This window comes from Carnobacterium gallinarum DSM 4847, assembly GCF_000744375.1.
GTDB lineage: Bacteria > Bacillota > Bacilli > Lactobacillales > Carnobacteriaceae > Carnobacterium > Carnobacterium gallinarum.
This window is the reverse complement of record NZ_JQLU01000005.1, coordinates 236,073-256,858: the sequence shown is the minus strand read 5'-3', so window position 1 is coordinate 256,858 and position 20,786 is coordinate 236,073. Positions and strand designations below refer to the sequence as shown.

Below are 20,786 nucleotides of genomic sequence, written 5' to 3'. Positions count from 1 at the left end.
ATGGAGAATACAATGAAAAAATTATGGATTGTTTTATTAGGTTGTGTAGTATTATTGGCAGCGTGTAATGGAGAGTCTGCTACTAATGATCAAGCACTAGAAAGTAGTAAATTAGCAATAGACGATAAGGAGCTTGTTTTGTATTTTGTGAGGCATGGAAAAACGATGTTTAATACAACCGGACAAGTTCAGGGATGGTCAGATACACCTTTGACAGAAGAAGGTGTTCAAGGTGCGGAAGAGTTAGCATTCGGTTTGGAAGCAACTCCTTTTGTACTGGCTTACTCTAGTGATTTGGGACGAGCTATTTCAACTGCTCATTATGTCCTGCAGCAAGGGAATCGTAAAAATCTAGAATTAGAGACATTGACTGGATTAAGAGAGTGGAATTACGGTGGCTATGAAGGACGAGATAATGCAACAATGTGGGATCCGATTTTTCAGCAAAATGGTTTAACCTTTGATGAAGATTGGTCACAATATGGTGCGTTAACGGAGAAGTTAAGTGATGAAGATATTGCCAATTTAATTGCTAAAAATGATCCAACGGGAACTGCAGAAAATTATGCAGAGATTGTTATTAGATCACAGAAAGCCATGGATCAAATTGTCAAAAAAGGAACTGAAAAAGGTGGAGGGAATATTTTAATTGTTGCTCATGGTAGTGAGATTCCAACTATTTTAGAGTTGTTGGTGCCAGGAGGATATCAAGGAGAATCAATTAAAAATTGCAGTGTAACCAAAGTGAAAGTGAAAGATGGTAGCTACTCTATTGTAGATATTGGAGATTTAAGCTATTTGGAAAAAGGAAAAGAAGCTTTAGCAAAAAAATAATAAAAATCAGAACGATTCAGTAAGATGAATCGTTCTGATTTTTTGTTAAATAAAGCTATCTGAGTTAAATTGAATTTCCCCCATATCAGCAATTGTTGGATTTGAAGTGACCAAAATTACTGAAATCTGCTCTTGTTTCACTAGACTTTTTAAAATTAAAATCCAATTTTTTTGTTGTATGTCGTTCTCATCTTTTAACCAATCATCGATAATAACTGTCTGCTTTTGACTGCAAAGATTAGTAATTAATTGAATTTCTTTTATTTGTTGTGGTGAGAAATCCGCAATTCTTTTTTCAGCCTGTTTATGGGAAAATTGACTTTCCTCTAAAGCATCCAGAACGACTAACTCAGGTGAGCGTAGCTTTGGTTGTGCAAGTGTTACTGCTAGTAGCATATTTTGTAAGAGCGTCAGGTAATTAATAAAAGGGGGATCTTGTAGAATGTACCCAGGTTGTTCTTGATGAAACTCATTAAATAATGAAATTAGAGATTTGTATATTTTTTTTGCTTGTACTTCTTGATGTTCTTCATCATCTAAAAAGATGGTATAAAAACTTTTTTCTCCAAATGGAAAATCTTCAAGTAGTTGTTCTTTTTTTAGTATATTAAGAGAACTAGCCATTATTCACACATCCTAACCATTTAAATTAAACAAAGTGGTAATTATTCTTTGAACCAGATCGATTAAGAAACCAAATCGCTGCCGGTGATAGACAAATTAATGTGAAGAAATTAATAAAAATAACAAATAATGAAAAGTACTGTGGTTCAATGGTAGAACTAGTACTTGTTTCGGTTACAACAGCCATATTGAAATGAGATACGCCACTTTCATAGATAGAGCCTTCAGCCATATCGGGAGTTTGTTGTTTCTCGGTAATGGGCTGTGTCTTAATAACGATATTTTGAACTTTCTGATCAAGTAATTCTTGTTCAATCTGATTTAACTGAGCAGCCAATGGAGCGCGGAAAAAGATACTGCCTAAAAAGAGAATAAATAGAAATCCATTGACTAGCAAAAGATTTTCTATAACTAGTTGGAAATAAATACGACTTTTTTTCTCTCCCATTAACTGGAAACTACTAAACTCTTTTTTACGTAAAAAGAAAAGGAGCATATATAAACCCATAAAGAAAAGGGTGCTGATAATAAGTGTTAGGTAAATATGTTGCGTAAGTGGAATCAACTTTTCAGTAATAGTTTTAGCCAACGAGTGGAAAAAATCAGTTCTATTAGTAGTTTTAGTTGTATCTAAAGCTGAATTAATAGCACTTAGTGACTGCTTTAGTTGATTCATAATTAAAAAGAAAAAGAAAAGACTGCTAATGAAGACCGTATAAAATAGAAAAACAATTGAACTTTTCCATGGATTATGACGGATACTTAACATCGCCCGTTGGAAAATAGTCATTTTTCAAGCCCCCTTTCCTTTAAATCTAAATTTTATATGAAAACACTAAATAGTTAGATAGTAACTTTATATAACTTATTATAGTAAATGATTGTGAAAAAAGTGTGAACAGTTAATGTATTTTTATCTTTTAATTTAGAGATTCTTAAACTAAATAAAAAAACAAGTTAATAAAAGATAATGAAGAAATGAATTTCTTTTTTTCAATTGTAGCCAAAGCTAAGGAACAAAGTTGCAAAGAAATTATATTTTCCAAGCAAGAATTAGCACAATATAGCAATGACCATAATAAACGTTTCGAAAAGACCATGGCTGGTTTAGTTGATAAATTATCCGATTTAAAATATAGAGAACGTACTTCTAATTCGTATGAAGTTATGACACTTTTTTCCTAATTTAAAGTTGAATGGACGTCAGATTACTCCGATATGAAGGTTATTATTGAGGTTTCTAGACAATTTGAATATGTTCTAAATAAATTAGAAGCTAATTTCACTTTATGGGAGCTGAAGGAATTTACCCATCTTAGGTCAACTTATGCAAAATCTATGTACCGTTTATTAAAACAGTGGCGCACTAAGGGGACTCGTGAATTCAACTTAAATGAATTTAATTTTCTTTTAGATATTCCTCCAAGTTATAAATCGGGTAGTGTGGATCAAAAAGTCTTAAAACCAATCCTAGACGAACTCCCTAAATATTTTAAAGTGTTAAAATTAATAAAAATAAAAGTTAATACTCGTTGAAACAAACTTTTAGGTTATAAATTCACATGGCAGGCTGAACAAACAGGGACGTGGGAAGAGAACAAATTTGATCCAGATAAAACCTCTAGTCAACGGAAAGAAACCTTGCCCGATTGGGCAACGGATACCTCTGTTCCTCTCACGAAATTAGAAGAGTCAATTTATAAAGAATGGTATGCCGAACAAATGGCACAATACGACATCACAATAGCAGAATTTTTAGAAACCAAAGGCTACGCTGGTAAAGAAAAATCAGCTTTGCAACGTGCATTAAAAAAACTAGGAAAAGAACAGGCTTAATCCGCCTTTCTTTTCCTAGTTTTTTAGATATTTGCTGATTTCATAGACTTTTTCAACTTGTTTATATCGGCTTTTGAATCTCCCATTAACACGGCTCTATCCATTAACTTTTGTTGAATATCTTTTCCAGAATTGCTTGTAAAAGAATCTTTCAAGTTTCGTTGAGCTTCCCTAGCTATATGTTAGTAGTATTCCTCCAAAATACTACTAACATATTATTTAATAATCACGTTAAACATTTTATATAAATTAGATAATACAAAAAAGTGTTGATTCTCCCGCCTTATTTCCAATTCTACTTAACTTAAAAAGCGTACACATTCATGTTTAAATCCTCAGGCTACTCATATTCTCTCTTAGTTGTCGAAGTGAAAATTTTCAGCCTTGCAATCCTCGGGTCAAGGGAACGATGGAACCAAGAATCACGGTACAAAACCGAACTTTTATTAAAAAAAATGAAATTAACAGTCGCTTTTTAAATTTGATGATTATAGCTTATTTAGAGCATACGTCTATCAAATTTCACAAGGATGGATTTTTTAAACATTGCGTGTTGATAGTATTTCTATAAACTATAGCAGATAGTCCACTCTCATTTCACAATCTTTATAGCGCTATCCCTTACGGTGTATGGTACTTGGCTTAATCGGTCTTATGTTAAGTAGCTCAAATTCAGGTGAAATATACTAAGAAAAACCGACCGGCATTTTGATCTATTGTTCGGTTTTTGAAACGTACCGTAATTTTCAGGTCAATAGTTTTGGAAGTTTTACGGTAAAAAAAGTGTTGGAATTTAAAGAATCCTTTCAAATCAACGTTTTTACTTTTTAAAAATCAATCCTACCGTAATTTTTGGTTCCATTGTTCCCCTGCCCCCCTACCCAAATTGCTAGTTTTCGTATTTATTTTCAAGAACCGAAACCTATCATTCTGAATTAAATTATATAATAAAACGTTTACAAATATTTTGTTTTTTGTTAAAATAATAACTGGTTGTTTTTAATTAAAAGTTGAAAAGGAGAAAGTTTATCATGAAAAAAAAATTATTGTAGTAGGTTTATTTTTAGCCTTATTTTTTATTGCTACTGAAAAAGTAAATGCCGCCACTTATATAACTTGGGGGAAAAACAGGCTATCTAGTGGTGTTGGTAACTATGGGAACAGTACCAAATACTATTGGTATTCTGGAGGATATGCAACAGCAGCCGATCAAAATGTTATAAACGGCGCTATGAGTAAATGGGTTAACAGTAACGGGACGGGAGCGTATACAGCTATTTCATTTAGACGTACCTCTGCACAATCCAACTCTACAATAGAACTTTCATAGAGGAGGACCTATATCTTGAGTATACGGCTATACTCAAGGTTTTAATGGTAACTCAGTCGTAAATCCATTCGGTAAAACTAGTTGGTATTGGGCAAAAATCACTATGACAACAGCATACGCTAGTGCTAATGTAACTATTAAAAATAGAACTGCTTCCCATGAAATTGGCCATGCATTTGGGTTAAATCACAACAATACTATAGGGGATTCAACTGTGATGAGAACGAGTAACTCAAACGGAATGCCAACAGGACCAACTATCAATGATTTCAAAGGAATAAACTACTTATATTAAAAAAAGAAAGTGACTAAAAATATGGAAAAATTCTTTTTATTAAGTACATTCATGCTATTAAGTCTAGCGGGATGTTCTCAAGATACAAAAACATCGTTTAATACAGAGTTAAATAATTCTGAAATCACTTCGTCTGTAGTGAGTAAAAAATTATCTGAAACCTCAAAGTATGACGTAATTGTAGCAGAATCAAAAACTAAAGGAGAAAAAATACGGTCAGAATATAACGCTAAAGAGCAACTTTTCACTTCAGCTTTTGTAGATGTAGATATAGAAACAGTCAGCGATGTGTTGGAAATTACAGAAATAGCTGTGTCAGGTGTTGTAGTGAATAGCGAACCATTTATTTATACAACAGAATCTGGATCAGAGCCTTATACAAAGATAACTTTATACGTCAATGACGTACTAGAGGGAGATGCTAGTTTTAAAGATACTGAAATTATTATCTATGAAGCAGGTGGAATAATATCAAAAAGAGAATTAGGGATGGATACTAAGCAGCCAGAAATGACAACTAAAGAGTTAGATGAAGAAGTAGTTGTTAATTTTGATGGCGTCCAAAACTCAATACCTGGAACCGAAATGGCAGCTTTTTTAGTGAAATTACCGAAAGAATCGTTAGGAGTATCGCAGGACTTTTATCAGTTTATGGGGAATTATATGACTCGTTTTGAAAAAAATGACGAACTTAATGAGTTTACATTACCTAGTGCTGTAAATGGAGCGGAAAGTGAAATAGTTCTTTCTGTAGTTCAAGAAGAAAAATTAAATGATGAAGTTACTAATTTTGTGAAAGATAATTCTGAAAATTAAAATCAGAAATAAATACTGTAGCATTTTCTATCAAAGGCTTTTTAAACAAAAAATATTGGAGATGAATAACTATAAAAAAGATTTTATTGGTAGTTTTCACTTTGGTCCTACTAACTGCCTGCACTATAAATTTTAAACTATCAGATTCAAAAAAGGAAACTATTACTAATGACGAACATATAAAAAGTAAGGCTTGGAGCAATGATGAATACTTAACGAGAATTATAGAGTTAATGTCAAAAAAAGAGCTTCTAAAAATAGCCTACCCAAGTATTATTGACGACAATTATAAATCATATTATAAAAATCCGAAAAAAATAATAGAATTTGATATAGAAGCAGAAATAGGTATAAGTGATTTTTTTGGTAGCCCACCTAATAAAATGCGTACAGGTAAATTTATTATTTTTAACAATTCAAAAGATATGGATGAAACTATTGCATCATTTGAAAATAGTGATTATTTTGACTACACAGGAATAAACACTAACTACATTAATCCAGTTCAGTTGCCAAATTACCAACGGAACATTTTGATTCAAATCAACCAGTATGTGAGTGATTCTTATATTGTCGAGATTAAAAATTTATTAAAAAATGCTTCTGACATAGAAAAAACAGAAATCAATGATTAATAGAACGAAAAACATTATTTAAAAAGTTTTTTTCCTTTTAATTTTCACAAGGAAACGTCCTTTTTAAATCCTATTAAATCAAGATTCCGAACTTATACCAGTTCAACATCACAAACTTTCAAGCTCTGTCCCTTACGGGTCGTGGAGGTTGAGATAATTGCCATTATGTAAAGTCGCTCGATAACGAGGAACTTTTTCGTTATTTAATTGAAATTTAGTATATTATTAAGGAGCGAGATAAGATAAGGTAGTATAAATAGCACAAAAGCCAACCCTACAGCGAATAGGATTGGCTTCAGACTGTAGACAAAGTCCCCAAAAAGGATGACGTTTACAGTTTTTTTCTTTTATAATAGAATTGAAAACGAATTCAAGGAGTGATAGCTATGATGACGAAACAATCTGTTAACGGAAGAAATCAATTTTCCATGCTCACAATTGATGAACTTGTGCCACAAGACCATTTAGTACGAAAAATTAATCATCCAATTAATTTTGAGTTTATTTATCCTATTGTTGAATCAACGTATTCGACCTTAGGTCGCCCAAGTGTTGATCCTGTTGTATTAATTAAATTAGTTTTTATTCAATACCTATTCGGTATTCGATCCATGAGACAAACGATTAAGGGAATTGAGCCAAATGTTGCTTATCGGTGGTTTTTAGGCTATTCGTTCGATGATAAAGTGCCGCATTTTTCAACATTTGGAAAGAATTATGTGCGACGTTTTAGAGAAACCACGTTGTTTGAAAAAATTTTTTCCTATGTTTTAGAACAAGCAGTTAAGGCAGGCTTTGTCACAGAAGATAATCTTTATATGGATTCTACTCATATTAAAGCCAACGCAAATAAACATAAATTTAATAAAGAAATGACTTATAGTGAGGCAAGAGCTTATCAAGATGAATTAGAAAATGAAATCAATGAACAACGAATAAAAGAAGGAAAAAATCCTTTTACATGGGGCACAGAAAGTGAGTTGAAAGAACGAAAAATTAGTAAATCAGATCCTGAAAGTGGCTATTACGTTAAAGGAGAGCGAGAAAAACAATTTGCTTATTCCACACATACAACTTGTGATGATAATGGATTTATTATCAGTACCATTGTCACACCAGGGAATATTCATGATAGCCAAGTTGCTTTTCAACTGGTGAAAAAATCTAAAAGAACGTTTCCTTCAATAAAAAACGTGATTGCGGATGCAGGTTATAAAACACCAAAATTTGTCCACTTTTTAACACACTTGAAACTCCAAGCAATCCTTCCTTATACTCGACCGCGTGGCGATAAAACACTTTTCAGAAAAAATAATTTTGTCTATGATACTTATTTTGATTGTTATTTATGTCCAGCAAACGGTGTTTTGAAATTTACAACAATTAATCGTGAAGGCTATCGAGAATATAAATCTGATTCGAAAAAATGCATCAACTGCCCATTATTAAAAACTTGTGACGAGGCATGTTTGGTCAAACCTGATGGATGAATTGGAGCATTTACGCCATACGGCGTTTAACAAAGAACTTTATAAAAAGAGAAAAGAAACCATTGAACGAGTATTTGCAGATGTAAAAGAAAAGCATGGGATGCGCTGGACCAAGTACAGAAGCTTGGAAAAAGTTACAGTGCATACGATGCTTAAGTTTGCTGCTATGAATTTAAAAAAATTAGCTATGTGGCTATGGAAAGGCAGTAGGCCTTTATTTTTTATCTTAAAAATACTAAATAAAAAAACAAGTTGATAAAAGATAATCAACTTGTTTTTTGTTCTGGTTAACTTTATTTTGCTTCATTGGTTGTAACTGGTTTGTCGGCACCTTCTGTAGCAGGACTACTAGAACTAGCTGCTGAGTCAGCTGCAGCTTTAGCTGCTTTTTCAGCTTCTGTCATTAGTTCTGGAGCATCTGTTTTATATAAATCAACAGTAGAAGTACCAGCTTTTTTAGTAATTAAGCTAGTATTTTGATCGCCTAATTCTTTTGAAGCATCATCCAATTGTTTCACTTGGTTTTTATAATTAAATTTACTTGGATCAACAGGTGTGAAACTTGCAGGCGTATAGAAACGTAGCAAATCACTATTGATGATACTATCAGAAAGATTTAATTGTTTTTCAACACCAGTACGTAGGGTTTGAACTTCCTGTAAAACTTCCTCAGAAGGTTTTTCAATTAGCTTGCCAGTTGGAGTATCATAAATATCAGTCCCCATAACCGTATACTTAGGTGTTACGAAGCTCCCATTTCGGAAAGCAACGGTTTGATCATGTTGTTTGGAATTTAAGTCTGTTCCAAATTGAATGAAGCCATCTTTATTTGATGTATCAACACCTAATAGGTTAAGCAGAGTTGGTAATACATCAACTTGACCACCGTATTCTGATTTAATGCCTCCATTTTTTTGACCAGGAATATGGTACATAAATGGTACGCGTTGTAATTGAGCATTGTCATATTCTGTCCACTCTTCAGCTGTTTTGCCAAGTAATGGAGCTAATGTTGTATTTCTAGAATTAGAGATCCCATAGTGATCGCCGTAAAGAACAATCATTGAGTTATCATACAATCCAGAAGCTTTTAAATAGTCAAAGAATTCTTTAACCGATTGATCTAAATAGTGAGCAGTGGCGAAATAGCCATCAATTGTACTATCTCCAGTAGTGGCTCTTGGAAATTCAACATTCTCTTGATCCAATGGATAAGGGAAGTGATTCGTTACCGTTAAGAATTTTGCATAAAATGGTTGTGGTAATTTTTCTAAATATTGAACAGATTCATTGAAGAGCAATTTATCTTTTAGACCATATTCTAACGTATTGCCGTCTGATACATCATAGTAACTTGCATCAAAGAAATAGTTATAGCCAAATGATTTATACGTGTTGTCACGATTCCAGAAAGAACCAACATTACCATGGAAAACAGCACTTGTATAGTTGCCATTGTCACGTAGTATTTGTGGTGCAGCTTGGAAAATATTTGTTGAACCAGCTTGAGTAAAGGCAGAACCTTGTGGTAAACCAAATAGTGAATTTTCTAAAAGCGTTTCAGCATCACTTGTTTTTCCTTGTCCAACTTGATGGAAGAAATTCTCATAAGAAGTTGTACTTTGATCGTGATATAAGCTATTTAAGAAAGGTGTTACTTCACGTTCAACACCATTTGCATCTTTTAATTTGTAATCGATTAAGAATTGTTGGAAACTTTCTAAATGAATATAAATAACATTTTTTCCTTTAGCAGAACCAAATGTGATGGGATTTGGTTCTGTACGACGTTTATCTAAATAAGAAATGACATTCGCCATATCTGAGCTATCAGCATTTGCTTTAACTTGGTTGGCTTGAGCTGTTTTTACGCCATCATAAACAGTAAAAACATTTAAACCTAAGTATTTCACAATGTAATTACGGTCAAATGTTCTAGTTAATAGTTGTGGGCGATTGCTTTCGGCAAGACTTAAGTTAGCACCAAATATAGCTACAGATAAAGCCATAATGGCAAAGGCATAACGTTTTTTAAAGGGTCTTGGATCGATTTTGACTTGCTTGCTTAACAATAAACCTAATAAAATAATAAAGTCTAAGATATAGAAGATATCAGAAAATGAAGTTAATGCAAACGCGCTTGTGTTCAATCCACCAGATACGCTTTTAGCGCCTAACATTGTATTGACTGTTAAGAAATCTGTAAACTCACGATAATAAATTACATTGGCATAGACAAGTACAGTTGCCAGTAAATATAAAACGAATAGAGCGATGTAAGCTCGTTTAGGATTTTTGAAGAATAAGGCTATTGAGAAAATAAATAGCGTTGTAGCCACAGGGTTAATGAACAAGAGAAATTGTTGTAGTGGTCCAGTTACCCCCAATGAGAATGCAGTTTGATAGCTATAATAGGTTTTAGCCCAAAATAGGATCACAGCAAGTGTAAAGAACCCCAAGCGTGTATTTAATAGTGATTTTGTTTTTTCGATAATTTTCAATTCTAGCGTCCTCCTTAAAAAGTAGACAAGTTTGTATAGTTTTCCATTAAAAAAAGAAGTATCACGTATTCCCTTTGTCACGTGCTCTTCTTTAAACTATCAACAAGTATAGCATCTAATATTTTACCGTTTTAACAGAACTATGTCAAATATATACCAGAAAAGTAACTCTTTCAAAAGTCAATGAGGATACAATTTTGGTGACATTTTTTGATTTTAAAGAAATCTTAAACTTCCACTGCATCTTTTTTTTTAACTTTCAGTTATACTATTAGAAGACTAAAAAAAGGAGGTTCCCAAAGAATGTTTTTCTTACAAAATTTATACAATTACACTGACTCGGTTTTTGGGGACACAATCAATCATTTTCCGCTTATTCGGCTCATATTTTATAGCCTTGATCGAACATTACAATATTTTATTATTTGGTTGGTTATTCGTGGAATCTACTTAGGCTATCAAAAAGTTGTTAAAAAGTCCCCTTCAAACAATGGAAAATCCTTCTCTATAGCTAGAGAATTGTTAGTACATTTTTTTGTTTTCTATCTAATTTTACTATTTCAATTAACTGTTTTTCGTGGTGAATCTAGCATTATGAATGTTCATATTGAATTACGACCATTAAGTGAAGTCAATTGGGAGCCATTTACAGAAACGCTAAAACTAACTCAAGGTACATCAAAGTTTGATTTCTACTATAATTTATATGGCAATATTTTCTGGTTTATTCCAATGGGTTTTTGTATAGCCTATCTCTCTGAGAAACATCATCCCTTTATAAAAACGGTTGTCATCGGTATGTTCGCTTCCCTGTTAATTGAAAGCTTACAATTTTTATTTCAAACGGGTGTAGCAGATATTGATGATGTCATATTTAATACTCTTGGTGGCGTTGTAGGTTTTTTGTGTTATGAAATTTACTTTTTGATTAAACAAAAAAGGCATAAAAGAAAAACGTAACATCCAACATCAATACTATCAAATCTAGGTTTAATTCCTAAGATTTGATAGTATTTTTTTGTAAGTTATGGTTAATTTGAAGTATGTGGTAGCTTTTGCCAAAAATTATTGAAAAATTTACTATTTTAAAAGTGTAAACAGAACAGTAAACTTGGAGTATCTAAGGAGGAACTTATAATTGAGAGCGGATACAATGTTGATTTATTTAGTTGAATCAGATCAAGTCGTTGCAAGTCATGACTTAATGAATCTGTGTACAATCTCGGATCGAACAGTTAGAAATGAAATAAAAACACTAAATACAATTGGGAGAAATCATGGATTTGAAGTAGAACGTGTTCGGAATGTAGGATATCGCTTGGTTATTAAGGAACAACATCAATTCTTAGCTTACTATTCATCTTTGTATGTTTCCGCAGAGCATTATACGATTCAGCAGCGAATCAATGATAGTTTATTACTATTATTTCAAGCTAATGGATACATTACGATTGGAAGTCTGGCAGAAAACTCACAAGTTAGTCCTTCAACTATTCAAACGGATTTAAAAAAAATTGATACTTTTTTGATTCAACAGGGACTTTCATTAGAAAGACGAGCTCACTATGGACTGAGATTAGTAGGAGACGAGGCTGTACGTAGAAAAGCTTTACAACAAGTTTTTAACCAATCGGAAATTCAATTATTGAAAACGTCAGATTATCAGAACTTTATGGAAACGCTGGATATGACAAATCTAGCAGACTATCTCTGGAAACGAATTGGGTTCTATAAGATATATCTCAGTGATCAGGCCTTTCAAAATATTATTGAGCATTTGCGAATGTTACTATTCCGAGTATCCCAGCACAATTACATTCGTTCAATGGAGTTAAATCAGGACTTGGCAAATGCTTCTACCTTTCAGCCGTGTCAGCAATTAAGTCAAGATATTAGTGCGTATCTAAAACAAGAATTCCAAGTGGAGCTTCCAGAGACTGAAATAGCTTATCTTACTGAACATTTAGTTGGAAAAGTAACCTTGGATAGTATCAATCAAGTTGAAAAAGATAAATTATATCAACAAATTGTCAGCGCTTTAATAGAAGTGGATCAAGCTTTTATGACTACTTTTAGCAAAGATGAAGAATTGATTCAAGCTTTATTGATGCATGTGTATCCTTTATTGATGCGTTTACATTACAACATGCAATTAGACAATCCAATCATTGAAGATATTTATACACGATATGCTAACGTTTTTAACAGTGCATTATTTTTTATTCAATTAATTGGCAAGGAGTATTCATTAACTGTATCAAAAGATGAGATTGGATACGTTGCTATTTATTTAGCAGCCAGTCTAGAGAAAGAAAAAAATCGAATATTGAGTCAATACGATAAAATTGCAGTGGTCTGTTCCAGTGGTGGTGGTGCAGCATTTTTATTAAAAATTAAGCTTGAGAGTTTATTTTCAACGGGAATGATTGAAACTTTTTCTATTAATGAGATTGCCAAGATTAAACAAGGAAACTTTGATGTTGTTATTTCAACATTGCCATTAGTTGATCCCTTGTTTCGAGTACCAGTTATTGAAGTATCTAATCTATTAAATGAAAAAGAATTAAATAAAATCAGAGATACGCTCTTTTTAGCGGGAGAATTGCAGCAAAGGCAATCAAAAACAGCTATTCATACAATCTTAGATTATTTCAAAGAAGATTGTTTTCAGCGTTTAGATTATCATGGTGACTATTTAACGTTACTTGAAGAAGGTGCCAATGAATTAGTTGAGTTAGGCTATGGGGAACCTCACTATCCGGCTAAAGTCATGGAACGAGAAAAGCGAATGAATACTATTTATCAAAATGGAGTTGCTGGACCTCATGGGATTGAGATGGGGGCAAAGATTGAATGCATTAGTGTGATTTTATTAGAGCAGCCAATCTTCTATTTGCAGAAAAAAGTTCAATTGATTTTTTTAATTAATTTAAATAAAGGTCATTTATGGGTGCATAAAGAAATTAGTTTGTTATTGATGAAGATGATGGAAGATGATGAGTTATTGGCACGAGTTTTACGAAGTCAAAATTACCAAGAATTTAAACAAGTTATTCAAACTATTCGTTAGGGAAGTGTAAATATGGAAGCAGCAGAATTAGAAATATTTAAGATAATTGCCTCGTCAGGTGACAGTCGTGGAGCAGCCTTTGCAGCATTAGGGTTGGCACGAAAACAAGATTTTGTAGGAGCTAAGGAGAAACTAAAAGAGGCGAAGGAAAAAAGTCTTGCCGCCCACGAAGTTCAAACACATTTAATTACTAAAGAAACCCAAGGGGATAAAACCGAAGTTAGCCTATTGATGGTTCATGCGCAAGATCATTTGATGTCATCCATGTTAGCTCGTGATTTAATTGAAGAAATGGTTGGCATGTTAGAAGAAATTTATCAAAAAAAATAAAAACAGAGGAGTCGATGAAAAATGAAAATTCTTTTAGTTTGTGCAGGTGGTTTTTCAACAACAATGATGATGGAAGCCATGAAAAAGGTAATTAATGGTTCTGAAAAATTAGCGATTGAAGATTTTCCAATGGAAGCGATTGGTGTCGATCGTTTGGAACAAAATATCGACAATTATGAAGTGATTTTAGTTGGTCCACAATTAAGTCATAAATTTGATTATGTGGCAGAGGAAGCTAAAAAACGTGATAAACCAGCTGTATTGCTAACATCTGAAATTTATGGCGCAATGGATGGTGGTACAGTTGTGAAGCAGGCGATTATTGCCTATCGTAAAAATCTGGCTAATTAAAAAGGAGGAAGAAGGATGTCTCAAACAGAAGGTTTATTCGCAAAATTTGAAGCAGTCATTCAGAAAACATTAGTTCCAATTGCCAATAAAGTTGATAACCAGCCTCATTTAACAGCAATCAAAAAAGGGATGGTTGTATTAACACCAGTCTTATTATTAGGTTCAATCGCTGCCATTTTCCCCTCAATTCCAGAGTTTATTCCTAATCAAGGAGTTGTGAATTGGTTTGAGCAATATGGTTATATTTTTAGTTTAATCTCAAAGGTTTCATTAGGATTAGTCGGTTTATATGCTGTTTTAGGAATTTCTTATTTTTTAAGTGAACATTATAAGTTGTATACTGTTGGCTCTATGTTGTTAGCCACGATTGCCTTTTTATTATTAGCATTGGATATTGATGATAGTGGGAATTTAATTGCTACGTATTTAGATTCAAAAGGGCTGTTTACGGCTATCTTTGTCGCTTTAATTGCGGTGGAAATCTACCGCTTCTTTACACGACATAAGTTGGTGATTAAGATGCCAGAAGGAGTTCCAGATTTTGTTTCTAGTTCCTTTGAATTGATTACGCCAACCGCTGCAATTGGTATTATTTTTATTGTGATTCGGGCAGTAGCAGATAGTTTAACAAATGGTATTTTAGTTCCACAGATTATTATGAGCGCTCTTGCACCAGCAATTGGTGGCATGGATTCATTATGGGTGATTTATGTAGTATTAGTGTTACGTTTAACTTTTTGGTTCTTTGGTATTCATTCAGCTGTATTGTCACCGATTATTTCACCAATTGCGGTGCAGTATTTATCAGAAAACATCGCATCAAAAGCAGCTGGTGAACCATTAGCCCATGTTTTAACAGGCGGGTCTTTATCTGCTTATGCAAACTTTACCGGATCTGGAGTAACGATTGGTTTAGTAATTGCAATGTTATTTAGTCGATCACAACGTTATAAAAAAGTCGGGGCAGTAGGATTGTTGCCATCATTATTTGGAATCAACGAACCAGTTTTATTCGGAGTTCCGATTATTTTAAATCCGATATTGTTAATTCCCTTTATCTTTGGTGGTTCGCTAGTAGGGCTATTTCCGATGGTGATGATGAAATTAGGTCTTCTAAATTCTCCCATCTTTGATCCGCCTTATGTTCCTGTTTTTATGGAAGGCTTTTTAGTGGGATTTGATTGGCGCTCTATTTTAGTCAACGGCGTTCAAATACTGTTATCATTTGGTCTGTATTTGCCATTCTTTAAAGTTCTAGAAAAACAAGAATTAAAACGTGAAGCAGAAAATGAAATTAAGAAATCTGTGATTTCTAAAGAAGATGAAGTATTACTAGGTGATTTAGATTTTTAATTTTTTAGGAAGACTAAATGAAAGCTGGTTAATTTTATGGAAATGAAACGGTTAACGGAATTACGGAAAAGGATGAAAGAACAGGACTTAGATGGTTTTCTAGTATCAGATAAGACCAATCGAATTTATTTGTCTAATTTTACTGGGAGTTCAGCAGTGTTTTTAATTACCCAAACTAAAGCGTATATTATTACTGATTTTCGTTATTTTCAACAATTAAAAGAGCAAGCACCAGATTTTGAAGTAGTGGATCATAAAGGTCAGATGTATCAGAGGACTGTCGAGTTGGTTCAACAATTAAAGTTAAAACAAGTTGGTTATGAAGCGGAGTATCTGATTACAAAAGATTATTTTCAATTGCTCAATGGTGGCGTCAGACTTCAAGAAACGGAACATTTAGTTGAAGCGTTACGAATGATTAAGGAACCAAATGAGATAAAAATAATGCAACAAGCTGCTGCACTAACAGATGAAGTTTTTTCCTATTTTTTAAAGATAGTCGAACCAGGAATGACCGAACAAGCGACAGCTGCAAAAATTGATTCTTATTTAAGGGAGTTAGGAGCTACTGGAAGTGCATTTGAAACGATTGTTGCTTCTGGCTGGCGCTCGGCGTTGCCACATGGACATGCGAGCGAAAAAGTAATCCAAAAAAACGAGTTGATTACGTTAGATTTTGGGGTCATTTATCAAAATTATTACTCTGATATGACTCGTACGATTGCCCTTGGAGCGGTAGATTCTGAACTGAAACAGATCTATCAAATTGTTAATGCTGCAGGTGAAAAAGGGTTGGCTGCCGTTGAGATTGGTAAAACATGTCAAGAAGTGGATGCCGTGTGCCGTGAGTTTATCCATGAAGCAGGTTATGGTGCTTACTTTGGTCATGGGACAGGTCATGGAATTGGCTTAAGCTGCCATGAATTTCCAGCTCTTAATCAAACAACAAACTTACCGTTGCAACCTCAAATGGTATTTACAATTGAACCGGGGATTTATTTACCTGAAAAAGGTGGCGTACGGATTGAAGATGATATCTGGCTTCAACCAAACGGAATAGCGACAAGTTTAACAAAATCAACAAGAGAATGGATTGAGTTATAAATGAAAAGAAAAACTCGTGAGTTTTATCAAGCCTTGTCGATGGCAGATGGTGTGGCAGGTAGAGAACAAGAAGTTCGAGATGTTTTAGCTAATTTTTTTAATAAAAATGACGCTTTAAAGCAAGAAGTCGATGGCTTTGGTAATTTCTATGTTACAACGGATTTGCCTCAGACTAAAAAAGTCATGTTAATGGCTCATACAGATGAAGTCGGCTTCTTAGTCAAGCATATCACGGAAGAGGGGTTTATCTATTTTCAACCTTTAGGTGGTTGGTGGGGACATGTTTTATTAGGGCAACTAGTAACGGTGACAGCTCGAAAGAATAAACTAAAATATCGTGGTGTGATTGGAACGACTCCATCTAAAAATCACGCTCCTGAAAAAGTCATCGCGCCAACGGACATGTATATTGATCTTGGTGTCAGTAGCCGAAAAGCAGTATCCGATTTAGGAATATTGCCTGGGGACATGATTACTCCTTATACGGAATCGATTGCGATGGCAGATGAGAATTATTTATTAGGCAAAGCATGGGACGACCGAGTAGGCTGTGGCATAATGGCTGAGGTATTAAATGAAATGAGCCGGCTCTCTTTAACAGAATTTAATGTAGTTGGCGTTGGCTCGGTGCAAGAGGAAGTTGGAACTAGAGGTTCTAAAATTGCCGCAAAAAAAGTATTGCCTGATGTGGCGATTGTGTTAGATGTTGCAACGGCCAAAGATACACCTCAAGCAGATCGCTACCGAAATCGTGAATTAGGAAAAGGTCCGGGGATTGTACTTTATGATAAAACGGCCTTGGCAGACCTACATTTAGTAGATAAAATGGTTGAAGTTGCTGAAATACATCAGATTCCCTATCAATATGATCAATTATCAGGGGGTGGAACAGATGCTGGTTCTGTTCAGTTGACTGGCGGGAGTATTCCAACAATTGTGATTAGCTTAGGCGTTCGTTATTGTCACAGTGGTGCATCGATTATTCAGTTAGAGGATGTTAAAAATTGTGTAGCATTATTGGTGAAATTTATTCAAACAATCGATCAAGAAGGAGGTCTGGCGATTGACTAACGCTGATTTTAATCAAGTTATTTCTCGTAGTAATACCTATTCCACTCAGTGGGACTATGTTCAAGACCGTTTTGGTGAAAAAAATTTACTACCGTTCACAATCTCAGATACGGATTTTAAAGTCCCTGATGGAACGTTGTTGGTCTTAGAAGATGCAGTAAAAAAAGGTGTATTTGGTTATACCCGTTGGAATCATGCTGATTTTAAGGATAGCACGGTGAATTGGTTTGAAAAGCGATTTGCAGCAACTCTTGAGCCAGATTGGTTAGTTTACAGTCCCAGTGTTTTATTCAGTATTGCCAAAATTCTTGAATTAGTGAGTCAACCAAAAGATACAGTTCTTACTTTAATGCCTTGTTATGATGCATTTATTCAGACAGTTACAGCGAATCAGCGCCAATTGATTGGATCAGATTTAGTTCCCAATGAAGCGGGGTATTTTGAAATCGATTTCCAAGATGTTGAGAAGCAAATAAAACAGACACAGGCTAAAGTATTTCTATTATGTAGTCCTCATAATCCAACAGGTCGCGTTTGGCGACAGTGGGAGTTGGAAAAGTTAATGGCACTTTGTCATAAATATGAATTATTTGTCATTAGTGATGAGATTCATATGGATATTTTGCGAGCTGGTCAAAGGCATTTACCAATTACGATGTTTCAAAAGCTACTAGGAAATCGCTTGGCGCTGGTCTCTTCTTCTTCAAAAACTTTTAATACGCCTAGCTTAATTTTTTCATATTGTGTTATTCCAGATTTTCAATTACGTGAAGCTTTTTTAGGCAAATTAAAGGCAGAAAATGGTTTATCTTCCGCATCTTATCTAGGATTATTGGCACATATGGAATGTTACAATAGGGAAGAGCAGTGGGTCAATCAACTTTGCCAACATATGGATCAAGAGTTTTTGTATCTAGAAAAAGAATTAAATCAGATCGCTGGAATCAAATTTACTATTCCAGAAGCTTCATATTTAGCTTGGATTCATGTTGCGGATCTAGGGATTTCAATGGATCAATTACAAAAAAAATTAGTGAATCGTGGAAAAGTTGCTTTAATGCGGGGCGATACCTATGGTGTAGCTGGTACTAATTATTTGCGAATGAATATTGGCGCATCTCATAATAAAATCCAAGAAGGCATCACAAGGTTAAAAATAGCGCTAAGTTAATTGAATCTGAAGTGAGTGGGACAAAACGATTTATTTAGTTTTGTTCTACTCACTTTATCTGCATATAGTTTGGTAAAATGTAGTCTCTATTTATAATTCCTATTTATTCAAAAAATTAATCTTGAGAAGGAAGAGGGGGAAGTATAGGTTATTTTAATAGAGATTAATCAGGAGATAGTAATCTGAAAATAGTTATAGTTATGCTACATAGAGTTGGGGATTTAGTCATCATAGCTTAGTTTATCGTAAGAATAGAAAGGTAAAAAGGAAGCGATTCAGATGGCGTGAGTATTCAAATTTACTAAAGAAAGAAAAGAAGAACAGGAAGAGCTAAAAAATGTACCAAGATATAAAAGAAGCCCCTATTTCATTAGAAAAGAAAATGAGTGCCTATGTTTGTCCCTTAAGAATAGCTTTAATTTGCTCTAAATTAGGTAGAAAGTTGATCTAATTGAGATTGAACTGGCTTTTAACCAATAATGCAAGTCCTTGGTTGAATATGAAATGGGGCGCAAAATCCTTTAACTAGTTTGGAAATAAGTCCACCAAAATGATTTAGACTGTTAAAAATTCTAAATTTTAACAGGTTTTTTACTGAACACTATCTAGCTATGAATGTAAACTAAAGGACGAATAAAGTTAGTTGAAGTGTAAGTGCTTTCCTATTTTAAATAGCCTGTCAAGCAAACTAAGCTTTTAGCTGAAAAAAGCTGTGCTATAATAGTAGATGAAGAATTCAGAAAAGTGGTGGACAGCACGTGAATAAATCAATTTGGCAAACGAATTTAAAGATTTTATGGTTTGGCTGTTTTTTAGCAGGTATGGGATTTAGTTTAGTTATGCCATTTATGGCACTTTACATTAATACCTTAGGCGATTTTACACAAAAGCAATTGAGTCTTTGGAGCGGCATTACTTTTAGTTCAACCTTTTTAGTCACAGCGATTGTGTCACCTTTTTGGGGGAAATTAGCTGATCGACAAGGACGAAAGCTCATGCTTTTACGAACTGCATTAGGGATGGCAATTGTACTTGGATTAATGGGTATTGTGCAAAATGTGTATCAATTAATTGCTTTGCGCTTACTGCAAGGTGTTTTTGCTGGTTTTATTTCCAATGCAACAGCACTAATTGCGACTCAAGTTCCTCGTGAAAAAAGTGGTGCCACACTTGGAACGTTAACAACAGGAAGTGTTACAGGAACCTTATTAGGTCCCTTGGCAGGTGGTACGATTGCTGGATTTTTTGGTTTTCGAGTCACCTTCTTTATTACCGGACTGTTATTATTCTTAGTCTTCTTACTCTGTTTATTTTTTGTAAAAGAAGAATTTGTTCCGATTTTAAAAAGTGAAGAACTTAGTGGGAAAGATGTTTTGCATCAGCTTAAAAACCCTCGCGTGATTGTTGGAATGTTTGTGACCACGATGATGATTCAAGTCGCCTCCAATTCCATCAGCCCAATACTTAGTTTATATGTGAAGCAATTAGCTGGAAATTCTGGTAATATTGCTTTTATTAGTGGGATTGTCGCCTCGGTACCTGGAATAGCTACCTTGATTGCAGCACCAAGATTAGGGGCATTAGGAGATCGAATTGGGAGTGAACGTGTTTTAAAAGCTGGTTTAGTTTTTTCAATTATTATTTTGATTCCGATGGCTTTCGTAACACAAGTCTGGCAACTGGCGGTTTTACGCTTTTTATTAGGTATTTCCGATGCCGCGTTGATTCCAGCAGTTCAAGCAATTTTAACCAAAAATAGCCCACATGTTGTGGCAGGGCGTGTTTTTAGTTATAATCAGTCTTTTCAGGCAATGGGAAATGTAATGGGTCCACTAGTCGGTTCAATGGTATCCGCTAGTTTTGGTTTTAGTAGTGTATTTCTGATTACGCCGCTGTTTATTGTGATGAATCTATTCTTAGTTCAACGAAATACAAAAAGTATCAAAAAGCAAAAGCCTACATCTTAATAGACAAT

18 protein-coding genes and 2 pseudogenes are annotated in these 20,786 nt (G+C 34.1%); 17 read left to right on the top strand and 3 right to left on the bottom strand.

Annotated features, from left to right (window positions below; translation table 11 throughout):
* The first annotated feature begins 12 nt into the window (after positions 1-12).
* A complete protein-coding gene (locus BR43_RS06115) occupies positions 13-834 on the top strand; it encodes a histidine phosphatase family protein (protein ID WP_034560300.1) in 822 nt (273 codons plus the stop codon).
* Positions 835-879: 45 nt separating this feature from the next.
* Here BR43_RS06115 and BR43_RS06110 read toward each other — a convergent pair whose 3' ends face one another.
* Positions 880-1,458, bottom strand: coding sequence for a hypothetical protein (locus BR43_RS06110; protein ID WP_051933836.1), 579 nt, complete (start codon positions 1,456-1,458; stop codon positions 880-882).
* 25 nt (positions 1,459-1,483) lie between these two features.
* Positions 1,484-2,248 carry an FtsX-like permease family protein gene (locus tag BR43_RS06105; protein ID WP_034560298.1) on the bottom strand — a complete coding sequence of 255 codons (765 nt, stop codon included), beginning with the start codon at positions 2,246-2,248 and terminating at the stop codon, positions 1,484-1,486.
* Between the two features lie 419 nt (positions 2,249-2,667).
* Between BR43_RS06105 and BR43_RS20685 the strand changes: the two are divergent.
* The 7 genes and pseudogenes from BR43_RS20685 to BR43_RS06085 form a co-directional block, all read left to right on the top strand.
* A pseudogene (locus tag BR43_RS20685) lies at positions 2,668-2,802 on the top strand (replication initiation protein); the annotation flags it as partial.
* Positions 2,797-2,994 carry a replication initiation protein gene (locus tag BR43_RS20680; protein WP_342668058.1) on the top strand — a complete coding sequence of 66 codons (198 nt, stop codon included), beginning with the start codon at positions 2,797-2,799 and terminating at the stop codon, positions 2,992-2,994. The pseudogene BR43_RS20685 and the gene BR43_RS20680, both read left to right, overlap by 6 nt.
* Positions 2,995-3,099: 105 nt before the next feature.
* Complete coding sequence (locus BR43_RS18990; protein ID WP_051933833.1) at positions 3,100-3,294, top strand: hypothetical protein; 195 nt, start codon at positions 3,100-3,102, stop codon at positions 3,292-3,294.
* A gap of 1,433 nt (positions 3,295-4,727) precedes the next feature.
* Positions 4,728-4,919: a matrixin family metalloprotease gene (locus BR43_RS19835; RefSeq protein WP_157463954.1), complete on the top strand. Its 192-nt coding sequence runs from the start codon at positions 4,728-4,730 to the stop codon at positions 4,917-4,919.
* A gap of 9 nt (positions 4,920-4,928) precedes the next feature.
* A complete protein-coding gene (locus BR43_RS06095) occupies positions 4,929-5,735 on the top strand; it encodes a hypothetical protein (protein WP_169741025.1) in 807 nt (268 codons plus the stop codon).
* A 101-nt stretch (positions 5,736-5,836) separates the two neighbouring features.
* Positions 5,837-6,370: a hypothetical protein gene (locus BR43_RS06090; RefSeq protein ID WP_157463952.1), complete on the top strand. Its 534-nt coding sequence runs from the start codon at positions 5,837-5,839 to the stop codon at positions 6,368-6,370.
* 386 nt (positions 6,371-6,756) lie between these two features.
* Positions 6,757-8,116, top strand: a pseudogene (locus BR43_RS06085) (IS1182 family transposase).
* Between the two features lie 37 nt (positions 8,117-8,153).
* On the opposite strand, the gene BR43_RS06080 reads toward BR43_RS06085, so the two are convergent.
* Positions 8,154-10,361: an LTA synthase family protein gene (locus BR43_RS06080; protein WP_034560293.1), complete on the bottom strand. Its 2,208-nt coding sequence runs from the start codon at positions 10,359-10,361 to the stop codon at positions 8,154-8,156.
* 303 nt (positions 10,362-10,664) lie between these two features.
* On the opposite strand from BR43_RS06080, the gene BR43_RS06075 reads away from it, so the two are divergent.
* The 9 genes from BR43_RS06075 to BR43_RS06035 all read left to right on the top strand — a co-directional run bounded on the left by BR43_RS06075 (position 10,665) and on the right by BR43_RS06035 (position 20,778).
* Positions 10,665-11,321, top strand: a complete 657-nt coding sequence (locus BR43_RS06075; protein ID WP_034560291.1) for a VanZ family protein — start codon at positions 10,665-10,667, stop codon at positions 11,319-11,321.
* Positions 11,322-11,499: 178 nt separating this feature from the next.
* On the top strand, positions 11,500-13,431 hold the full coding sequence (locus BR43_RS06070; protein ID WP_034560289.1) for a BglG family transcription antiterminator: 1,932 nt from the start codon (positions 11,500-11,502) through the stop codon (positions 13,429-13,431).
* Between the two features lie 12 nt (positions 13,432-13,443).
* Positions 13,444-13,761: a PTS lactose/cellobiose transporter subunit IIA gene (locus BR43_RS06065; RefSeq protein WP_034560287.1), complete on the top strand. Its 318-nt coding sequence runs from the start codon at positions 13,444-13,446 to the stop codon at positions 13,759-13,761.
* Positions 13,762-13,782: 21 nt separating this feature from the next.
* A complete protein-coding gene (locus BR43_RS06060) occupies positions 13,783-14,112 on the top strand; it encodes a PTS sugar transporter subunit IIB (RefSeq protein WP_034560286.1) in 330 nt (109 codons plus the stop codon).
* A gap of 15 nt (positions 14,113-14,127) precedes the next feature.
* Complete coding sequence (locus tag BR43_RS06055) at positions 14,128-15,465, top strand: PTS sugar transporter subunit IIC (protein WP_034560284.1); 1,338 nt, start codon at positions 14,128-14,130, stop codon at positions 15,463-15,465.
* Between the two features lie 42 nt (positions 15,466-15,507).
* Positions 15,508-16,569 (top strand): M24 family metallopeptidase, encoded by a 1,062-nt coding sequence (locus tag BR43_RS06050; protein WP_034564860.1) that lies wholly within the window; start codon positions 15,508-15,510, stop codon positions 16,567-16,569.
* A complete protein-coding gene (locus BR43_RS06045) occupies positions 16,570-17,640 on the top strand; it encodes a M42 family metallopeptidase (protein ID WP_034560282.1) in 1,071 nt (356 codons plus the stop codon). It begins immediately after the preceding gene.
* Complete coding sequence (locus BR43_RS06040; RefSeq protein WP_034560281.1) at positions 17,633-18,811, top strand: MalY/PatB family protein; 1,179 nt, start codon at positions 17,633-17,635, stop codon at positions 18,809-18,811. The genes BR43_RS06045 and BR43_RS06040 overlap by 8 nt, the downstream gene beginning before the upstream one ends.
* 758 nt (positions 18,812-19,569) lie before the next feature.
* Entirely contained in the window at positions 19,570-20,778 is a 1,209-nt protein-coding gene (locus BR43_RS06035) for a multidrug efflux MFS transporter (protein ID WP_034560279.1), read from the top strand.
* Positions 20,779-20,786: the final 8 nt, after the last annotated feature.